Source organism: Pseudomonas mangiferae (assembly GCF_007109405.1).
GTDB classification, from domain to species: domain Bacteria; phylum Pseudomonadota; class Gammaproteobacteria; order Pseudomonadales; family Pseudomonadaceae; genus Pseudomonas_T; species Pseudomonas_T mangiferae.
Genome location: NZ_VJOY01000015.1, coordinates 40,608 through 59,575 on the forward strand (window position 1 = coordinate 40,608; position 18,968 = coordinate 59,575).

An 18,968-nucleotide genomic window follows, 5' to 3' on the forward strand; every position below is an offset into this window, starting at 1 on the left:
CGCAGGGCCGTCCGCGGAGGCGGACGGCGGGCGGGGATCATTTCTTGCTGATCAGGCCGTAGATCACCAGCAGGATGATGGCGCCGACCACCGCGCCGACGAAGCCGGCCGCCTCGCCCGCCTGGTAGATGCCCAGGGCTTGGCCGCCGTAGGTGGCGGCCAGGGAGCCGCCGATGCCGAGCAGGATGGTCATGATCCAGCCCATGCTGTCGTCGCCGGGCTTGAGGAAGCGGGCGACGAGCCCGACGATCAGGCCGATGAAAATGGTACCGATGATGCCCATGGTGACTCTCCTTATGGTCGCGACGGCGCGACTGCGCCACGTGATGTCCGACAGCGGGAGGCGGCGGACAGTTCGTCCGCCGTGGGCAGGCCCGTGGGGCGCGTCAGGCGTCGATCAGCGCCTGGACGTCGGCGATGCGCTGGTCGAGGGTGGCGCGGTCGGCGCATAGCAGGGTGGCGTGGCCCACCTTGCGGCCGTCCTTGAACGCCTTGCCGTAGTGATGCAGGTGGCAGTCGGCCAGGGCCACTACCTTTTCCACCGGCGGCACCGTGCCGATAAAGTTGAGCATGGCGGTCTCGCCGCGCCGCGTGGTGGCGCCCAGAGGCAGCCCCGCCACCGCCCGCAGGTGGTTCTCGAACTGGCTGCAGCGGGCGCCTTCGATGGTCCAGTGCCCGGAGTTGTGCACCCGCGGGGCGATCTCGTTGGCCTTCAGGCCGCCGTCCACCTCGAAGAATTCGAACGCCAGCACGCCGACGTACTGGAGCTGGTCCAGCACCCGGCCGGCGTAGTCCTCGGCCAGGGCCTGCAACGGGTGCGCATCGCTGGCCACCGACAGGCGCAGGATGCCGCTCTCATGGGTGTTATGCACCAGGGGGTAGAAGCGGGTCTCGCCATCCCGGGCGCGCACGGCGATCAGCGACACCTCGCCGGTGAAGGGCACGAAGCCCTCCAGCAGGCACGGCACGCTGCCCAGCTCGGCGAACGCATCGGCGGCGTCGGCGGCGCTGCGCAGGACCTTCTGGCCCTTGCCGTCGTAGCCCAGGGTGCGGGTCTTGAGCACCGCCGGCAGGCCGATGGCGGCCACCGCAGCGTCCAGGTCGGCCTGGGACTGGATGTCGGCGAAGGCCGGCGTGGGGATGCCCAGGTCCTTGAACATGGACTTCTCGAACCAGCGGTCGCGGGCGATGCGCAGGGCCTCGGCGCTGGGGTAGACCGGGACGAAGCGGGAGAGGAAGGCCACGGTCTCGGCGGGCACGCTCTCGAACTCGAAGGTCACCAGGTCCACCTCGTCGGCCAGTTGCCGCAGGTGGTCCTGGTCGCCGTAGTCGGCGCGGATGTGCTCGCCGAGGGCGGCGGCGCAGGCGTCGGGCGCCGGGTCGAGGAACGCGAAGTCCATGCCCAGCGGGGTTCCCGCCAGGGCCAGCATGCGGCCCAGCTGGCCGCCGCCGATTACGCCGATTTTCATGGGGTCACCCCTTTGTCGTTGGTCGTCGCCGACGCGGTTCAGGCGTCGCGCGGGTCGGGCTGGTCCAGCACGCTGCGGGTCTGCTCGTCGCGGAACGCCTTGAGGGCGGCGTGGAAGCGCGGCTCGCCGTGGCCGAGGATGCTCGCCGCCAGCAGAGCCGCGTTGACCGCGCCGGCCTTGCCGATAGCCAGGGTGGCGACCGGCACGCCGGCGGGCATCTGCACGATGGACAGCAGCGAGTCGACCCCGGACAGCATGGACGACTGCACCGGCACGCCCAGCACCGGCAGGTGGGTCTTGGCCGCGCACATGCCCGGCAGGTGAGCGGCGCCGCCGGCGCCGGCGATGATCACCTGCAGGCCGCGGGACTCGGCCTCTTCGGCGTACTGGAAGAGCAGGTCGGGGGTGCGATGGGCGGACACCACCTTCACCTCGTAGGGGATGCCCAGCCGGTCCAGCATCTCGGCGGTGTGGCTGAGGGTGCTCCAGTCGGACTTGGAGCCCATGATCACGCCTACCAGTGCGCTCATCGTCGTGCCTCTTTGTTGTGCGCCGATGGGCGCGACAAAAACCAACAAGCCACGCGGCAGGGCGTGGCTTGGCATGTTCGGGCAAACCGGCGGGGGCGCCGGTTTTCGAGGCGGCGCAGTATACCCCAAGGCCGGCGCGGGAAGCAGCCGCGGCGAGGCCGTTCCGTCGCCCGCCGGCTCAGCGCCCGACCCCGCCCTCCAGCTTGCGCCAGAGCAGGCGCACCGCCGCCTTGCGCATCAGCGCGCTGCGGTACAGGCGGATCTCCAGGGGCACCTGCCATTGCTCGCCGCCGCATACCGCCAGCTCGCCCCGGGCCAGTTCGGCGGTCACGCTCAGGCGCGGCACCCAGGCCACCCCGAGCCCCTGCAGCGCCATGCTCTTGAGGCTGTCGGCCATGGCCGTCTCGTAGACGGTGGTGGCGCGCAAGGCCCGCTGGCGCAGCAGCAGGTTGACCGAGCGGCCGAGGAAGGCACCGGCGCTGTAGGCCAGCAGCGGCACGCTCTGGCCGCTCTCCAGGTGGAACAGCGGCGCGCCCTCCCCGTCCACCGCGCACACCGGCAGCATCTCGGTGCCGCCCAGGTGCATCGAGGGGAACAGCTCCGGGTCCATCTGCAGCGCGGCGTCCGGGTCGTAGAAGGCCAGCATCAGGTCGCAGGCGCCCTCGCGCAGGGCGTGCACCGCGTCGCCGACGTTGGTGGCCACCAGGCGGCTGGCGAGGTTCAGGCCGTCGGCCCGCAGCCGGGCGATCCAGCGGGGGAAGAAGCCCAGGGCCAGGGAGTGGGCGGCGGCGAACTGCAACACCTCCCCCTGCTGGCCCTCCAGGTGGTGCAGGTGGCGCACCACCTCGCCCAGCTGCTCCACCAGGCTGCGGGCGGTGATGAGGAACAGCTGGCCTGACTCGGTCAGCTCGATGGGGGTGCGCGAGCGGTTCACCAGGGTCAGCCCGAGGGCAGCCTCCAGGCTGCGGATGCGCCGGCTGAATGCCGGCTGGGTAACGAAGCGGCGCTGCGCCGCCTGGGAAAAGCTGCGGGTCGAGGCGAGGGCGACGAAGTCGTCCAGCCACTTGGTTTCCAGATTCACGCGGGGCTCCGAGGGAAAGGCCAAGGAATACGTTGCGACGTGTCACGGCGTCACACTCGCATTATGCCGATTATGCATACCCCAGCGCGCAACAGCATTGGTGGGAAAAGCCCTGGCGCCCCTATGCTACGGCCTCATCGCGGCACTGCCGTATTTCCGTGAGTTCACCCCTGTCATGTCCTCCGCTGCATCCTTCCGCCTCGAAAAAGACCTGCTCGGCACCCTCGACGTCCCCGCCGACGCCTACTACGGCATCCAGACCCTGCGGGCGGTGAACAACTTCCGCCTGTCCGGCGTGCCGCTGTCCCACTACCCGAAACTGGTGGTGGCCCTGGCGATGGTCAAGCAGGCGGCGGCCGACGCCAACCGCCAGCTCGGCCACCTCAACGAGGCCAAGCACGCGGCCATCAGCGAAGCCTGCGCCCGGCTGATCCGCGGCGACTTCCACGAGCAGTTCGTGGTGGACATGATCCAGGGCGGTGCCGGCACCTCCACCAACATGAACGCCAACGAGGTGATCGCCAACATCGGCCTGGAGGCCATGGGCCGGCAGAAGGGCGAGTACCAGTACCTGCACCCGAACAACGACGTGAACATGGCGCAGTCCACCAACGACGCCTACCCCACGGCCATCCGCCTCGGCCTGCTGCTGGGCCACGACGCCCTGCTGGCCAGCCTCGACAGCCTGATCCAGGCCCTGGCGGCCAAGGGTGTGGAGTTCGCCCAGGTGCTGAAGATGGGCCGCACCCAGCTGCAGGACGCGGTGCCCATGACCCTCGGCCAGGAATTCCACGCCTTCGCCACCACCCTCGGCGAGGACCTGGACCGCCTGCGGCGCCTGGCGCCGGAGCTGCTGACCGAGGTTAACCTGGGCGGCACCGCCATCGGCACCGGGATCAACGCCGACCCCGGCTACCAGATCCTGGCGGTGCAACGCCTCGCGGCCATCAGCGGCCAGCCGCTGACCCCCGCCGCCGACCTGATCGAGGCCACCTCGGACATGGGCGCCTTCGTGCTGTTCTCCGGCATGCTCAAGCGCACCGCGGTGAAGCTGTCGAAGATCTGCAACGACCTGCGCCTGCTCTCCAGCGGCCCGCGCACCGGGATCAACGAGATCAACCTGCCGCCGCGCCAGCCGGGCAGCTCGATCATGCCCGGCAAGGTCAACCCGGTGATCCCCGAGGCGGTCAACCAGGTGGCCTTCGAAGTGATCGGCAACGACCTGGCGCTGACCCTGGCCGCCGAGGGCGGGCAGCTGCAGCTCAACGTCATGGAGCCGCTGATCGCCTACAAGATCTTCGATTCGATCCGCCTGCTGCAGCGGGCCATGGACATGCTGCGCGAGCACTGCATCGTCGGCATCACCGCCAACGAGACCCGCTGCCGCGAGCTGGTGGAGCACTCCATCGGCCTGGTCACCGCCCTCAACCCCTACATCGGCTACGAGAACAGCACGCGGATCGCCCGGGACGCCCTGATCAGCGGCCGCGGCGTGCTGGAGCTGGTCCGCGAGGAAGGCCTGCTGGACGAGGCGACCCTGGCTGACATCCTGCGCCCGGAGAACATGATCGCCCCGCGCCTGCTGCCCCACGGCGCCTGACACTCACCAGACGGCGCGCCCCGCGCGCCATCTTTCGGGGGAGCGCACGCTCCCCCTTTTTTTGCGTGCGCGTCAGGGGGTGGAGGCCGGGTCCTCGGGCGTGCCCTGATGAAACGTCATCTTCCAGCCGCCATCCGCCTGCACCCAGATCGAGCTGCGCCGGGAGCGCCGGCCGTCCCCCAGCCGCTCAGTGCGGTAGGTCGCCAACGCCACCCCCGGCGCGAGCGGCCTGACCTGGAAGTCCCGGACGACGTGGCGGATGCCCACGCCCTCGCCACTGCGGGCGAAGGCCAGCTGGTCCTGCCGGGTGTAGACGCCACCAGCGCTGCCGAACTCGACGAAATCGTCCGCCAGCAGGGCCCGCATGTCGTCCTCGGCATAGCCCATGACCCGTCGTTCCAGGTCCAGCAGGTGGGTGTGCAGCGTGTCCGTGTCCCATCTCCCGATCAGTCGATCTCGAACAGCCCGTGGCGGATCTGCGCGCCGGCCAGGCGCTGGCGGATGTCGTCGTCGATGCGCGGGTCGTCCGGGGCGTAGAGCATCACCTGGCGGTAGGCGTTGACCCGGTTGATCTCGCTGCCCAGGTAGTCCCACACCACCCGGGTGCAGGCCGGGGTACGCCGGTCGCCGCTGGAGACGCCGGTCTTCAGGCCGTTGAGGCGGGTGATGCGGCTCTTGAAGCTGGGGATGAGGATGGTCTGGCTGATCTCGTTCAGGGTGAGGGACTCGTAGTCCACCAGGAACAGCCGGTCCTGCAGGTTGAAGGCGGCCCCCAGGTAGCGGCAGCGCACCCAGTCCTCCGCCTGGCCGCTGGCGCCGCTGGAGCGCTCCTGGCGTTCCTGGCGCTCGAACAGGTAATGGCCGTTTTCTTCCCGCAGGTGCACCAGGGACAGCAGGATGCTGCCCGGCACCGACATGCAGTTGGCGTATTCGAAGTAGTAGCCGCAGTAGCGTGCCAGGCTGCCGCCGTGCTCGCTCAGGGGTTGCAGCAGGCTGCTCAGGGGGTCGCTGGCGGCCGGCGCCGAGGGTTCGCCGCCGCGCGCGCCCACCAGCTTGGCGAACTGCTCGTGGGGCAGCCCCAGCTCGTAGCTTTCCACGCCGAAGAAGTCGCCGATGCGCTTGAGGTTGTACACCGTCGGTCGGCTCTGGCCGCTGAGGTATTTGTTGAACTGGGCGCGGTTGATCGCCAGCTTGCGGCAGATCTCGGCGATGGAGCGGTAGTGGCTGCAGAGCAGCCGCAGGTTGTGGGCGAGGGGGCTGGGCATGGGGCGGTGCCGGTGGTGCGAGCGGCGCGACTATAGCATCGACTCGCATCACTTCGAAACGACGCGCGAAATTGCGTCGACGGATTGCTTGCCCAACCATGCGCGCTTTGCCACGAGGGCTGCCACCGGCGTGGCCCGACAACAAGAAATCGAGGTTCTCATGCTCGACGCGCTCAACGACTTTCTGTCTGGAAAACTGCTCATCGTTCTCATCGTAGGGCTGGGTACCTACTTCACGGTGCGCTCGCGCTTCGTGCAGTTCCGCTACTTCGGGCACATGTTCTCGGTGTTCAAGGATTCGCTGCGGGGCCAGGCCGGCCAGCTCAGCTCGTTCCAGGCCCTGATGCTGAGCCTCGCTGGCCGCGTCGGCGCCGGCAACATCGCCGGGGTGGGCATCGCCGTGACCCTGGGCGGCCCGGGCGCGGTGTTCTGGATGTGGGTCACCGCGCTGGTGGGCATGTCCAGCAGCTTCTTCGAATGCACCCTGGCCCAGCTGTACAAGCGCGCCGACGGTGACGGCCTGTACCGCGGCGGCCCCGCCTACTACATCCAGCACGGCCTGAAACTGAAGACCATGGCCATCGTCTTCTCCGTGCTGCTGCTGGTCACCTACGGCTTCGCCTTCAACGGCCTGCAGTCGTTCACCGTGACCCATTCCCTGCAGAACGCCTTCGGCTTCGATCCGCAGCAGACCGGCATCGTCCTGGCCGTGCTGCTGGCCATCGTGTTCTTCGGCGGCATCAAGCGCATCGCCTCGGTCTCCGACCTGCTGGTACCGGTGAAGACCCTGGCCTACATCGGCGTGACCCTGTACGTGATCTTCAACCAGATCGAGCACGTCCCGGCCATGCTGGAGACCATCATCAAGAGCGCCTTCGGCCTCGATCCGGCGTTCGGCGGTCTGCTGGGCAGCGCCATCGTCATGGGCGTGAAGCGCGGCGTGTTCGCCAACGAAGCCGGCCTGGGCAGCGCGCCCAACGTGGCCGCCGTGGCCGCCGTGCGCCACCCGGCCTCCCAGGGCGTGGTGCAGGCCTTCAGTGTGTTCCTCGACACCTTCGTGATCTGCACCTGCACCGCACTGCTGATCCTGCTCTCGGGCTTCTACACCCCGGGCTTCGAAGGCGACGGCATCGTCCTGACCCAGAACTCCCTGGCGGCGGTGGTGGGCGACTGGGGCCGCATCTTCGTCAGCGTCGCGCTGTCCCTCTTCGTCTTCACCTGCATCCTCTACAACTACTACCTGGGCGAGAACAGCCTGCAGTTCCTGACCCGCAACCGCACCGTGCTGATGGTCTACCGCGGCCTGGTGCTGGCGCTGATCGTCTGGGGCTCGGTGCAGAACCTGTCCACCGTGTTCGCCTTCGCCGACATCACCATGACCTGCCTGGCCTTCGTCAACCTGATCGCCCTGGCCCTGCTGGTGAAGGCCGGCATGCGCGTCCTGCGCGACTACGACGAGCAGCGCCGCGCCGGCATCGCCACGCCGGTGTTCGACGCCTCCAAGTTCGCCGACCTCGACCTGGACCCGGTCGCCTGGCCGGTCCCGCAGGCGGCAGGCACCGTCGACGCGAACGCCCCGGCCAGCCCGCTGCCGGCGTCCCACTGAGCCCTCCCCTGGCGGCGCCCGGTGCGCCGCCTCCTGGCGCCGCTCCACGGGCGCCCGCGCCGACCGCCCCGTGACGGTCGGCTCCCCCTCTCTACAAGAAGGAGCTCGGCATGACTGCCGTTCGTAAGCTTCTCGTGCTCTACACCGGCGGGACCATCGGCATGCAGGCCAGCACCGACGGCCTGGCCCCCGCCTCCGGCTTCGAGGCGCGCCTGCGCGCCGAGCAGGCCGCCCACCCCGAGCGCCCCGCGCCCACCTGGATCTTCCGCGAACTGCTGCCGCCCCTGGACAGCGCCGACATGGGCCAGGCCAACTGGCTGGCCATGCGCGACGCCATCCTCGCCGGGGTGGACGAGGGCTGCGACGGCGTGCTGCTGCTGCATGGCACCGACACCCTGGCCTACAGCGCCGCGGCCCTCAGCTTCCTGCTGCTGGGCCTGCCGCTGCCGGTGCTGCTGACCGGTTCGATGCTGCCGGCCGGCGCGCCGGGCAGCGACGCCTGGGACAACCTGTTCGGCGCCCTGGCCGAGCTGGCCCGCGGCGTGGCGCCGGGGACCTACCTGTACTTCGCCGGGCGCCTGCTCCACGGCACCCGCGCCAGCAAGCTGAGCAGCGAGGCCTTCGCCGCTTTCGACGAGTGGCCGCGCAAACGCGAAGGCCAGCGCGCCGACGGCGTGCCGGCCGCCCTGGACTACCGCCACCCGCGCGCGCCGGTGAACCTGGCGGTGCTGCCATTCTTCCCCGGCATCCGCGCCGCCCACATCGATGCCCTGGTGGACAGCGGTGTGCAGGCGCTGCTGCTGGAATGCTACGGCAGCGGTACCGGTCCTTCCGGGGATGCCGCGCTGCTGGACGCCCTGCAGCGGGCCCACGCCCGCGGCGTGCTGCTGGCCGCGGTCAGCCAGTGCGCCCACGGCCACGTGGAGTTCGGCGTGTACGCCGCCGGCAGCCGCCTGCGGGATGCCGGCCTGGTGTCCGCCGGCGGCATGACCCGCGAGGCGGCCCTGGGCAAGCTGTTCGCCCTGCTGGGGGCGGGCCTCGACCAGGCCGAAGCGGAACGCTGGTTCGCCCTCGATTTGTGCGGCGAACGCGCCGACTGACCCAACCGGCGCGACCATCGCTCCCAATCGCCCGACGGATAGGCTCGGCCGGACAGGCTCGGGCGGATAGCCCCAGGGGGATAAGCCCGGGCGACTGGGCACCGACGTCCTGGCGCGGTGCCGTCCTCGCCTGGCCCGCACCGGATGGCCGTCCCCCACGGCGCAGCCGCCACGCCAGTGGTGCGGGCAACCAGACCCATGCGCCTGTTTCTTTGCCCCCCTGCTGGGCCGCTTCCCTCAGCGCCAGGCCCGGCGCAGCGCTGCCAGCGCCTCGGCGATCCCCGCCTCCGGCACCGCAGCGAACCCCAGCACCAGGCCGGCCCGGCCTGGCGTGGCTCGGCCTGGCGTGGCTCGGCATGACGTGGCCCGGCCTGGTTCGGCCCGGCTAGCGGTGGGTCCACCCGATTCAGCTTGACCAGACTCGACTTCGTCAGAGAACGCGCGGCCTGGCGCGGTGCAGCCTGACGCGGCCTGATCTGACGTGGTCCGGCCTGACGCGGCCCGACCTGACGAGGCCCGGTTCATTGGGGCGTCGCCCGGTGCGCCGTGTCCTGGATCGGCTCGATCAGGGATAGCTCCGTCCGGCATAGCGAAGACCGGTTCGTCGGGCAGCCAGTAGTCGCTCAAAGCGTTGATCTCCACCCCGACCCCGGCGGCCGCTTCCACCAGTTGCCGCTCCCGCGCCGGCGAGTCCACCCCGACGCACAGGTGCAGGCCGGCGGCCACGGGCGGCAACGGCTCGCAGCCGTCCGGCGCCGGCCAGCCCCGTAGCAGGGCGTCGCGCCGGGCGCGGGCGGCGCGGCGCATGCGGCGCACGTGGCGCTGGAAGTGGCCGCCGTCGATGAACGCCGCCATCACCGCCTGGGTGCCGATCTCCGAATGGCGCATGTCCGCCGCCCGGCGCCGGGCGAAGGCGTCCACCAGGTGCGGCGGCAGCACCAGGTAGCCCAGGCGCAGCGCGGGGAAGGCCACCTTGCAGAACGTGCCGACGTAGAGCACCCGGCCCTGGCGGTCGAGGGCGGCCAGGGGCGCCAGGGGCGTTCCGTCGTAGCGGTACTCGCCATCGTAGTCGTCCTCGATGATCCAGCCGTCGTGCCGCTCGGCCCACTCCAGCAGCGCCAGCCGGCGCGCCAGGGACAGGGTCACGCCGGTGGGGTACTGGTGCGACGGCGTCACGTAGACCAGCCGGCAGTCCGCCAGGCGCGCCAGTTCGGCGCAATCCAGGCCGTCGCGGTCCACGGCGATCCCGCACAGCCGGGCGCCAGCGGCGGAGAAGGCCTGGGCGGCGGCGCGGTAGCCGGGGTTCTCCACCGCCACCCGGTCGCCCGGGTCCAGCAGCAGCTGGGCGCAGAGGGTGATGGCCTGCTGGGCGCCACAGGTGACCACCACCTGGGACGGCTCGCAGTGCAGGCCGCGGGCACTGCGCAGGTAGGCGGCGATGCAGGCCCGCAGGTGCGGGTCGCCGGCGGGGTCGCCATAGCCCAGGGCCGCCGGGGGCGGACGGCGCCAGAAGCGCGCCTGCAGGCGTGCCCAGGTCTCGAAGGGGAACAGGTCGAAGGCCGGCACGCCGACCCGGAACGCCCGCGGCGCGCCGGCCGGTGGCAGCGGCATGGGCCGCGCCAGCACCCGCTGCAAGGCGCGGGACGGCGGCCAGTGGGTCTCTGCCGCAAGCGGCTGGCGGGCGCTGGCATCGAAGGCGGCGACGTAGGTGCCGTCGCCGGTGCGGGCGTCCACGTAGCCTTCCGCCTGCAATTGCTCGAAGGCACGGGTCACGGTGTTTCGCGACACCCCCAGGCGCCCAGCCAGCTCGCGGCTCGCCGGCAGGCGCGTCCCGGCTGCCAGCCGGCCGTCGAGAATGCGCGCGCGCAGCGCCTGGAACAGCTGCAGGCCCAGATTGCCGGCCGGGTCGAGGGTCAGCCCGGCGGCGTCGAACGGCAGGCCGGGTGGAACGGAGGGCGTCGGCATGTCGATTGGCTCCTTCGAATTGACAGGAAATGGATCTTACACCGGTCCATTGTCCCGCCTAGCATGGCCACAGCGTTCGAGGAGATTCCGCCATGCACCGAGCCACCGCATTCCGCCAGGACGACCCGCAGGCCCTTCACCGTCTGATCCGCGAGGCCCCGCTGGCCACCCTGGTCAGCCACGGCGACGCGGGCCTGCAGGCCACCCACATGCCCCTGCTGCTGGCGCCCGACGAGGGCCCTCACGGCACCCTGTACGGCCACTTCGCCCGGGCCAATCCCCACTGGCGCACGCTCGCTGACGGCGCCGCGCTGCTGGCGATCTTCCAGGGTCCCCATGCCTACGTCAGCCCCGCCTGGTACCCGAGCAAGGCCGAACACGGCAAGGCGGTACCCACCTGGGACTACCTGGCGGTGCACGCCCGGGGCGAGGCGGAGCTGTTCGACGATGCCGAGCGCCTGCGCACCCTGCTGGGCGCCCTCAGCGCCACCCACGAGCAGGGCCGGCCGAAGCCGTGGTCGATGGAAGAGGCGCCCCGCGACTACCTGGACACCCAGCTGCGGGCCATCGTCGGCCTGCGCCTGCCGATCCGCCAGCTGGACGGCGCCTGGAAACTCAGCCAGAACCGCAGCGAGGCCGACGTCGCCGGGGTGGTCGCCGGCCTGCGCGCGGAAGACGACCCCGTGGCCCGCCAGCTCGCCGAACGCGTCGCCGCCCCCCGAATCTGACCGGAGACCGCCATGACCCTCGCCATCCGCCCCGTGCGCCCCGACGACCACGCCGCCTGGCAGCCCCTCTGGGCGGGCTACCAGCGCTTCTACGCCACCGCCATCCCGGATGCGACCAGCGCCCTCACCTGGCAACGCTTCCTCGATCCGGCGGAGCCGATGCACGCCGCCCTCGCCTGGCGGGGGGATCGCGCAGTGGGCCTGGTGCACCACATCTTCCACCGCTCCTGCTGGACTCGCGGCGACTACTGCTACCTGCAGGACCTGTTCGTCGCCGAGGACGCCCGGGGCGAAGGGGCCGGCGCGGCGCTGATCCAGCACGTCTACGCAGCTGCCGAGGCGGCCGGCGCCTCCCGTGTCCACTGGCTCACCCACGAGACCAACGACAGCGCCATGCAGCTCTACGACCGGCTCGCCGAGCGCTCCGGTTTTCTCCAGTACCGTCACCTGCTCTGAGGCCCCACGATGACCCTGCTCGACTGGCAACCGCCCGCCGCCCCCGCGCCCGAACCCCTCGCCGGCCGCTACGTGCGCCTGGAGCCCCTCGACCCGGCCCGCCACGGCGATGACCTCTGGCAGGCGCTGCAGGGGCCGGACGCCGACCCGCTGCTGTGGGATTACCTGCCCTACGGGCCCTTCCCCGAGCGGGCGGACTTCGACGCCTGGCTCGCCACCCAGGCGGCCCAGCGCGACCCGCTGTTCTTCAGCGTGACGGACCCGGCCAGCGGACGCGCCCGGGGCTTTCTGGCCTACCTGAGCATCGAGCCCGCCCACGGCAGCATCGAGATCGGCCACATTGCCTTCGGCCACGGCATGCAGCGCAGCCCGGCTTCCACCGAAGCGGTCTACCTGATGGCAGCCCGCGCGTTCGAACGCGGTTACCGGCGCCTGGAATGGAAGTGCAACAGCCTCAACCAGCGCTCCTGGCGCGCGGCCGAGCGCCTGGGGTTCGTCCAGGAAGGGCTGTTCCGCCAGCACCGGGTGGTCAAGGGCCGGAACCGCGATACCGCCTGGTTCGCCGTGATGGACCATGAATGGCCCGGCCGCCGCGCCGCCTTCGAGCGCTGGCTGGACCCGGCCAACTTCGACGCCGACGGCCAGCAACGGCAGCGGCTGGAAGCGCTGCGCGAAGCCTGAAGCGCAAGGACGTTCCCGGTCGCCGGCATAGGCTGTGCGAGGGTGACCGGGAGAGAGGGCGCCACGGCAACGGTCGCAGGCGGCGGCTCCCTCCGGCCCCCTTGACCTGACGGGCGATCGAGTCCAAGGGCAACAACGGCTTCGTCAGAGGGAAAAACGTGTCGTCCATCACAGTTACGTGCTCTTCGCGCCCGGCGGTCACGGCCTTTGCCGCTTCCTCGCTGGGCGTCCCGCGCCATCTCATGTAAAAAAATCCCCGGCCCTCGTGCCGGCCCTCCTAGGACCGCGCGGTGGCAGGCCGGCGCGGAGGCGCCGCCCGGCTCTCATGGAACACCGCAACGACAAGGACAGGTCATGGCAGGCTACCGAATCCCCGGCGTACTGGGGCTGCAACCCCTCGCATCCTCTACCCGCGACAACGAACACCCCTACATGTGCCAGGCGTTCCCACCAGGCCCGCTGCGCGGCCTGCTGGACACCCGCCCGGTGCACGCCGCCGCCACGGCCGGCAAGCGCCCCTGCCCGCACAGCGACGACGTGATCAAGGAGATCGCCGCCTACATGGCCGGCGAAATGAACCGCAACGCCCTCAGCCCCACCACCCGCAAGATCGCCGACGCCAACCGCTACGACCCGGCGGAGGAGATGCGCCGCTGGCAGGCCCTGCCCTGGTACGCCAAGGCCGGCGGTATGCCGGACTTCTATGCCGCCGCCGCAGGCGCCAAGACCACCGCCTACGGCCTCTGGGCCGAACGGGTGGGTCCGAACAGGCCGTGGGATCACAAGCCTATTCTTCGGGCAAAAATGAGTGCTGCAGGAACATTCAATCGTGGCTGGCATAAATACGGTGCTTTCAACTACTACTATGACATCTGGTCGAATATTCACTATGGCTACGTCGGCCGAGCGGCGGGATTCAGTACAGCCGAGCTCATCAATGGCGCCGGGGTGGCGCAAATGGCGAGCGATATATTTGCAAAGGTGATCAGAGGAAAATTACCGGACGTCCAAAAGCACTCCGAAAATGGGAACTGGCCTGCAAGTGCGGACGATATTCCCGATCACATCTCGATAAAATTAGGCTGTGTTATTTATGATAAGTACAAATCAGGCGGCATAACAATGGATAACTTGTTGCTGGAAATAAGCGCTATTCCCGCGCCTTGGGGCAAGGGTAGAAATTTCGCCAAGGAAGTCCATCAATGCAGCTAAGCCTTAAAACCGCCGTAAAAAAGTTCAGAAAATATTCTTTCCGAATTTTAATACTTTGGATTTTATTTTGGTATTTTTGCCGCCCTGTTCTGGTGATCCATTACGCCCCTGATGCTATTGAGGAAGTTGGCTATTTTCTATTAGTAAATAACAACACAGACAAAGATGCGTTGAGCCCCGGCGAAAAATCGCGTTATTACATGGATATGTTTCCCGAACCGAACAGTCTTATCATCTTTAGCTTACCCGCTACCAGTCGAGACGGCGTTGAACTCACGCCTCCATTTAGCCGGGTCGACATTTACGTCGATGCTGGCCACACCATTACGCGCACTCGAATTTCCCATGGATTTTTCGAGCGCTTCTATGAGCCTGATGACTGATCCTTTCTCGGCGCCAGTTGGCCCTAGCCATCAACCAGCCGTTTATCGAAATGACTGCCTTGGCGCGGTAGCGCCTGTCCTTCATGTCCACTCTTTCGCGAAAGCTGCTTCTTGCATGATGGCTGCGTCCTCACGTTCTGATTGAGGGTCGACAGCCCACCATCGTTATCCATCGCTCGACCTGCGTTGTGAGGGGCCACTCCCGTCCTGCGCGAGCAGGTCTGACGACTTCAGTTTTTCAGTAAGGGTCGTGATGACCTCCCTCTCGCAGTCGCTTTCGACAGTTACCTGAACATCCCCTACGGATCGAGCGCATCGCCCTCTCCCAAGCCTCGTCGCCCGCTTCATCCCACCCGATCGTACCCGTAGGCCCCCCTGAAGCCCGAGCGCACGGCAGGCAAAAAAAGGGAGCCGTGCGGCTCCCCAGGGGACAGTGGATGGCGGTCAGCCGTCGATTTCGATCAGCACTTCGCCGGGGTTGACCCGGTCGCCCTTGGCGACGTGGATGGCCTTGACGGTGCCGGCGATGGGCGCCTGGATCTCGGTTTCCATCTTCATCGCCTCGGTGATCAGCACTGCCTGGCCCGCCTTGACCGTATCGCCCACCGCCACCAGCAGGTCGACGATGTTGCCCGGCATGGTGGTGCTAACGTCGCCGGGGGCGCTGGCCTGCTTGCGGGCGCCGCCGCCCGCGCCGGCGACGTAGGCGTTGAGGGACTCGAACACCACTTCCTCGGGCATGCCGTCGATGGACAGGTAGAAGTGGCGCTTGCCGTCGCCGCGGATGCCGACGCCGGTGATGTCGATGCGGTAGCTCTCGCCGTGCACGTCCACCACGAACTCGGTGGGCACGCCCTCATCGCTGGCGGCGGCCACGCCACCGGCCTCGGGGATCGGCAGCAGCACCTCGGGGGTCAGGGTGCCGGCCTCGCGCTCTTCCAGGAAGCGTCGGCCGATGTCGGGGAACATGGCGTAGGTCAGCACGTCCTCCTCGCTCTTGGCCAGGGGACCGATCTCCCGGCGCAGCTTGTCCAGCTCGGGTTTGATCAGGTCGGCCGGGCGCACGTCGATGACTTCCTCGCGGCCGATGGCCTGCTTGCGCAGGGCCTCGTCCACCTCGCCCGGCGCCTTGCCGTAGCGGCCCTGCAGGTAGAGCTTCACCTCGTTGGTGATGGTCTTGTAGCGCTCGCCGGCCAGCACGTTGAACACCGCCTGGGTGCCGACGATCTGCGAGGTGGGGGTCACCAGGGGCGGGTAGCCGAGGTCCTTGCGGACCTTCGGGATTTCCTCGAAGACTTCGTTGATGCGGTTGAGGGCGCCCTGTTCCTTCAGCTGGTTGGCCAGGTTGGAGATCATCCCGCCGGGCACCTGGTTGACCTGCACCCGGGTGTCGACCCCGGTGAATTCGCTCTCGAACTGGTGGTACTTCTTGCGCACCGCGTAGAAGTACACACCGATCTCCTGCAGCAGCGCTAGGTCCAGGCCGGTGTCGTAGGGGGTGCCGCGCAGGGCGGCGACCATGGACTCGGTGCCCGGGTGGCTGGTGCCCCAGGCCATGCTGGAGATGGCGGTGTCGATGTGGTCGGCGCCGTTCTCGATGGCCTTGAGCTGGCACATGCTGGCAACGCCGGCAGTGTCGTGGGAATGGATGAACACCGGCAGCGGCACGGCGTCCTTCAGGGCCTTGACCAGGTCGCCGGTGGCGAACGGGGTCAGCAGGCCGGCCATGTCCTTGATGGCGATGGAGTCGACCCCCAGGGCGTGCATGGCGCGCGCCTGCTCGACGAAGGCGTCGACGGTGTGCACCGGGCTGGTGGTGTAGCAGAGGGTGCCCTGGGCGTGCTTGCCGGTCTTCTTCACCGCACGGATCGCGGTCTCCAGGTTACGCACGTCGTTCATCGCGTCGAAGATGCGGAACACGTCGATGCCGTTCTCCGCCGCCTTGGCGACGAAGGCCTCCACCACGTCGTCGCTGTAGTGGCGGTAGCCCAGCAGGTTCTGCCCGCGCAAGAGCATCTGCAGGCGGGTGTTGGGCAGCGCGGCGCGCAGGGCCCGCAGACGTTCCCACGGGTCTTCCTTGAGGAAGCGCACGCAGGCGTCGAAGGTGGCGCCACCCCAGACTTCCAGGGACCAGTAGCCGACCCGGTCCAGCTTGTCGCAGATCGGCAGCATGTCCTCGGTGCGCATGCGGGTGGCCAGCAGCGACTGGTGGGCGTCCCGCAGGATGGTGTCGGTGACCGTGATTTTCTTGCTCATTCGGCTATCCCTCTTCCCGCGCCGCCGGCCTGGCCGCGCGGGGCAGTGTTGTCAGATGCCCGCGTAGGCGGCGATGGCGGTGGCGATGGCGATGGCCAGGTGCGACGGGTTGCGCTTGATCGAGTACTGGGTCAGGTCCGGGTGGCTCTCGACGAAGCTGGTGTTGAACCGCCCGCTGCGGAATTCCGGGTCGCGGAGGATTTCCTGGTAGTACGGCGCGGTGGTCTTCACCCCCTGCACGCGCATGTCGTCCAGGGCCCGCAGGCCGCGATCCATGGCTTCTTCCCAGGTCAGCGCCCAGACGATCAGCTTCAGGCACATGGAGTCGTAGTACGGCGGGATGGTGTAGCCGGTGTAGATCGCCGTGTCGGTGCGCACGCCGGGGCCGCCGGGGGCGTAGTAGCGGGTGATCTTGCCGAACGAAGGCAGGAAGTTGTTCTTCGGATCCTCGGCGTTGATGCGGAATTGCAGGGCATAGCCGCGGTACTGGATGTCCTCCTGCTTCACCGACAGCTCAAGACCAGAGGCGACGCGGATCTGCTCGCGGACGATGTCGATGCCGGTGATTTCCTCGGTGATGGTGTGTTCCACCTGGACCCGGGTGTTCATCTCCATGAAGTACACCTCGCCCTCGGCGAGCAGGAACTCCACGGTACCGGCATTCTCGTAGCCCACCGCCTTGGCGGCGCGCACCGCCAGGTCGCCGATGTAGGCGCGCTGCTCGGGGGTGAGCTGCGGGCTGGGGGCGATCTCGATGAGCTTCTGGTTGCGGCGCTGGATGGAGCAGTCGCGCTCGAACAGGTGCACGGTGTTGCCGTGACTGTCGGCGAGAATCTGCGCCTCGATGTGCTTGGGCTCGACGATGCACTTCTCCAGGAACACCTCGGCCGAGCCGAACGCCTTGGTGGCCTCGGAGATCACCCGCGGGTAGGCCTGCTCCAGGTCTTCGCGGCTGTTGCAGCGGCGGATACCGCGGCCGCCGCCGCCGGAGGTGGCCTTGAGCATCACCGGGTAACCGATGCGCTCGGCCTCCCGCAGGGCTTCCTCCAGGTCCGCCACGTTGCCTTCGGTGCCCGGGGTGCAGGGTACGCCGGCGGCGATCATGCTGCGGCGTGCCTCGGTCTTGTCGCCCATGCGGCGGATCACCTCGGCCGAGGGGCCGATGAAGCGGATGCCGCGCTGGGCGCAGATGTCCGCCAGCTCGGCGTTCTCCGAGAGGAAACCGTAGCCGGGGTGCAGGGCGTCGCAGCCGGTTTCCACCGCCAGGTTCACCAGCTTGCGCGGGTTCAGGTAGCCGGCCAGGGGGTCGGCGCCGATGCTGTGGGCCTCGTCGGCGCGCTTCACGTGCAGCGCATGGCGATCCGCCTCGGAATACACCGCCACCGAGCGGATGCCCATCTCGGCGCAGGCGCGCACGATGCGCACGGCGATCTCGCCGCGGTTGGCGATGAGGATTTTCTTGATCACGCGTTCGTCCTCGAACCGTTGAACAGACGGACCGCTCCCGGCGGCCCGGCGAATGACCGTAACTGCGTCACGCGGTCACGGCTTTTACCCTACGCCGGATAGGGGAATCAGTGAAAATCAATAATTGTTGGGCCAGGTATTAGCTTGAGCTTATGCACGCATGGGCGACGTATCAGTCAGGCGCTACACTGGCGACCGCCCCCAGCACCGGAGTCCCTGGATGCGTCGCTCCCTGATGCGCATCACCCTGCGCCAGTTGCAGGTCTTTCGCGCGGTCTGCGCCCAGCAGTCCTACAGCCGCGCCGCCGAAGAGATGGCCCTCACCCAGCCGGCGGTGAGCCTGCAGATCCGCCAGCTGGAGGAGCTGGTGGGCCAGCCGCTCTTCGATTACGTGGGCAAGAAGCTCTACCGCACCGAGGTGGCGGAGCTGCTGCTGCAGGCCAGCGAGGACATCTTCCAGCGCCTGCAGAGTCTGGACATGCAGCTGTCCGACCTGCAGGGCTCGCTGCAGGGCCAGTTGCGCCTGGCGGTGGAGTCCAGTGCGAAGTACCTCACGCCGCACCTGTTCGCCGCGTTCCGCCAGCAGCACCCGGAGGTCAGCCTGCACCTGACGGTGGCCAACCGCGGGCAGATCGTGAAGCGCCTGGGGGACAACCGCGACGACCTGGTGATCATGTCCCTGGTGCCGCCGGACATGGCCCTGGAGTTCCTGCCGTTCCTCAACTACCCCATCGTCGCCGTGGCGCCGCCGGACCACCCCCTGGTCCGCGCCGCGCGTCTGTCCCTGCGGGACCTGGGGGCCTACCCGCTGCTGGTGCGGGAGCCGGGCTCGGGTACGCGCAAGGCCTGCGAGGAATACTTCCAGCAGAAGCGCGCCCATTTTCCCCAGGTCCAGGAGTGCTCGTCCTCGGAAGCCCAGCGCGAGGCGGTGGTGGCCGGTCTGGGCCTGGCCCTGCTGCCACGCCACGCGGTGCGCAGTGAGGTGGCCGAGGGCAGCCTGGTGGAGCTGGCGGTGGAGGAGCTGCCGCTGTTCCGCAGCTGGTGCGTGGTGCACCCACGGGGCAAACGGCTGACCCCGGTGGCCGAGGCGTTCTTCGCCTTCATTCGCGAAGAACGCCACCTGATCGGCGCACTGGCCGAGCGTTTCGAGCAACGGCGCTGAGAGAGAC

At 68.7% G+C, this 18,968-nt stretch carries 18 protein-coding genes; 9 read left to right on the forward strand and 9 right to left on the reverse strand.

Features of this window, described 5'->3' with window-relative positions:
* Positions 1–37 precede the first annotated feature (37 nt).
* The 4 genes from FM069_RS17675 to FM069_RS17690 form a co-directional block, all read right to left on the reverse strand.
* Complete coding sequence (locus tag FM069_RS17675) at positions 38–283, reverse strand: GlsB/YeaQ/YmgE family stress response membrane protein (protein ID WP_143489705.1); 246 nt, start codon at positions 281–283, stop codon at positions 38–40.
* A 103-nt stretch (positions 284–386) separates the two neighbouring features.
* Positions 387–1,469 (reverse strand): 5-(carboxyamino)imidazole ribonucleotide synthase, encoded by a 1,083-nt coding sequence (locus FM069_RS17680; RefSeq protein ID WP_143489706.1) that lies wholly within the window; start codon positions 1,467–1,469, stop codon positions 387–389.
* 38 nt (positions 1,470–1,507) lie between these two features.
* A complete protein-coding gene (gene purE, locus FM069_RS17685) occupies positions 1,508–1,999 on the reverse strand; it encodes a 5-(carboxyamino)imidazole ribonucleotide mutase (RefSeq protein ID WP_143489707.1) in 492 nt (163 codons plus the stop codon).
* 178 nt (positions 2,000–2,177) lie between these two features.
* Complete coding sequence (locus FM069_RS17690; protein ID WP_143489708.1) at positions 2,178–3,080, reverse strand: LysR substrate-binding domain-containing protein; 903 nt, start codon at positions 3,078–3,080, stop codon at positions 2,178–2,180.
* 175 nt (positions 3,081–3,255) lie between these two features.
* Between FM069_RS17690 and FM069_RS17695 the strand changes: the two genes are divergently transcribed.
* On the forward strand, positions 3,256–4,680 hold the full coding sequence (locus tag FM069_RS17695) for an aspartate ammonia-lyase (RefSeq protein ID WP_143489709.1): 1,425 nt from the start codon (positions 3,256–3,258) through the stop codon (positions 4,678–4,680).
* A gap of 72 nt (positions 4,681–4,752) precedes the next feature.
* Here FM069_RS17695 and FM069_RS17700 read toward each other — a convergent pair whose 3' ends face one another.
* Positions 4,753–5,067 (reverse strand): nuclear transport factor 2 family protein, encoded by a 315-nt coding sequence (locus FM069_RS17700; protein WP_143489710.1) that lies wholly within the window; start codon positions 5,065–5,067, stop codon positions 4,753–4,755.
* A 59-nt stretch (positions 5,068–5,126) separates the two neighbouring features.
* Entirely contained in the window at positions 5,127–5,945 is an 819-nt protein-coding gene (locus FM069_RS17705; protein ID WP_143489711.1) for a helix-turn-helix domain-containing protein, read from the reverse strand.
* 160 nt (positions 5,946–6,105) lie between these two features.
* Here FM069_RS17705 and FM069_RS17710 point away from each other — a divergent pair, with 160 nt between their 5' ends.
* Positions 6,106–7,551 (forward strand): alanine/glycine:cation symporter family protein, encoded by a 1,446-nt coding sequence (locus FM069_RS17710; RefSeq protein ID WP_143489712.1) that lies wholly within the window; start codon positions 6,106–6,108, stop codon positions 7,549–7,551.
* A 110-nt stretch (positions 7,552–7,661) separates the two neighbouring features.
* Positions 7,662–8,651, forward strand: a complete 990-nt coding sequence (locus FM069_RS17715; RefSeq protein ID WP_143489713.1) for an asparaginase — start codon at positions 7,662–7,664, stop codon at positions 8,649–8,651.
* Between the two features lie 237 nt (positions 8,652–8,888).
* On the opposite strand, the gene pdxR is transcribed toward FM069_RS17715, so the two are convergent.
* Positions 8,889–10,616 carry a MocR-like pyridoxine biosynthesis transcription factor PdxR gene (gene pdxR, locus FM069_RS17720; RefSeq protein WP_143489714.1) on the reverse strand — a complete coding sequence of 576 codons (1,728 nt, stop codon included), beginning with the start codon at positions 10,614–10,616 and terminating at the stop codon, positions 8,889–8,891.
* 92 nt (positions 10,617–10,708) lie between these two features.
* Between pdxR and FM069_RS17725 the strand changes: the two genes are divergently transcribed.
* The 5 genes from FM069_RS17725 to FM069_RS17745 all read left to right on the forward strand — a co-directional run bounded on the left by FM069_RS17725 (position 10,709) and on the right by FM069_RS17745 (position 14,076).
* Positions 10,709–11,344 carry an FMN-binding negative transcriptional regulator gene (locus FM069_RS17725; protein WP_143489715.1) on the forward strand — a complete coding sequence of 212 codons (636 nt, stop codon included), beginning with the start codon at positions 10,709–10,711 and terminating at the stop codon, positions 11,342–11,344.
* Between the two features lie 12 nt (positions 11,345–11,356).
* Positions 11,357–11,800: a GNAT family N-acetyltransferase gene (locus FM069_RS17730; protein WP_143489716.1), complete on the forward strand. Its 444-nt coding sequence runs from the start codon at positions 11,357–11,359 to the stop codon at positions 11,798–11,800.
* 9 nt (positions 11,801–11,809) lie between these two features.
* On the forward strand, positions 11,810–12,481 hold the full coding sequence (locus tag FM069_RS17735) for a GNAT family N-acetyltransferase (protein ID WP_143489717.1): 672 nt from the start codon (positions 11,810–11,812) through the stop codon (positions 12,479–12,481).
* Positions 12,482–12,835: 354 nt separating this feature from the next.
* Positions 12,836–13,693, forward strand: a complete 858-nt coding sequence (locus FM069_RS17740; protein ID WP_143489718.1) for a polymorphic toxin type 44 domain-containing protein — start codon at positions 12,836–12,838, stop codon at positions 13,691–13,693.
* Entirely contained in the window at positions 13,684–14,076 is a 393-nt protein-coding gene (locus tag FM069_RS17745; protein WP_143489719.1) for a hypothetical protein, read from the forward strand. Before FM069_RS17740 ends, FM069_RS17745 begins: the two co-directional genes overlap by 10 nt.
* A 444-nt stretch (positions 14,077–14,520) precedes the next feature.
* Here the strand turns inward: FM069_RS17745 and oadA are convergent, their stop codons facing one another.
* Together oadA and FM069_RS17755 are read right to left on the reverse strand one after the other, a co-directional pair.
* The gene (oadA, locus tag FM069_RS17750; protein WP_143489720.1) at positions 14,521–16,332 is read right to left on the reverse strand and encodes a sodium-extruding oxaloacetate decarboxylase subunit alpha; all 1,812 of its coding nucleotides are present in this window, start codon (positions 16,330–16,332) and stop codon (positions 14,521–14,523) included.
* A gap of 51 nt (positions 16,333–16,383) precedes the next feature.
* Positions 16,384–17,799, reverse strand: a complete 1,416-nt coding sequence (locus FM069_RS17755) for an acetyl-CoA carboxylase biotin carboxylase subunit (RefSeq protein WP_143489721.1) — start codon at positions 17,797–17,799, stop codon at positions 16,384–16,386.
* 235 nt (positions 17,800–18,034) lie between these two features.
* On the opposite strand from FM069_RS17755, the gene FM069_RS17760 reads away from it, so the two are divergent.
* Positions 18,035–18,961, forward strand: coding sequence for a LysR family transcriptional regulator (locus FM069_RS17760; RefSeq protein ID WP_143489745.1), 927 nt, complete (start codon positions 18,035–18,037; stop codon positions 18,959–18,961).
* Positions 18,962–18,968 lie beyond the last annotated feature (7 nt).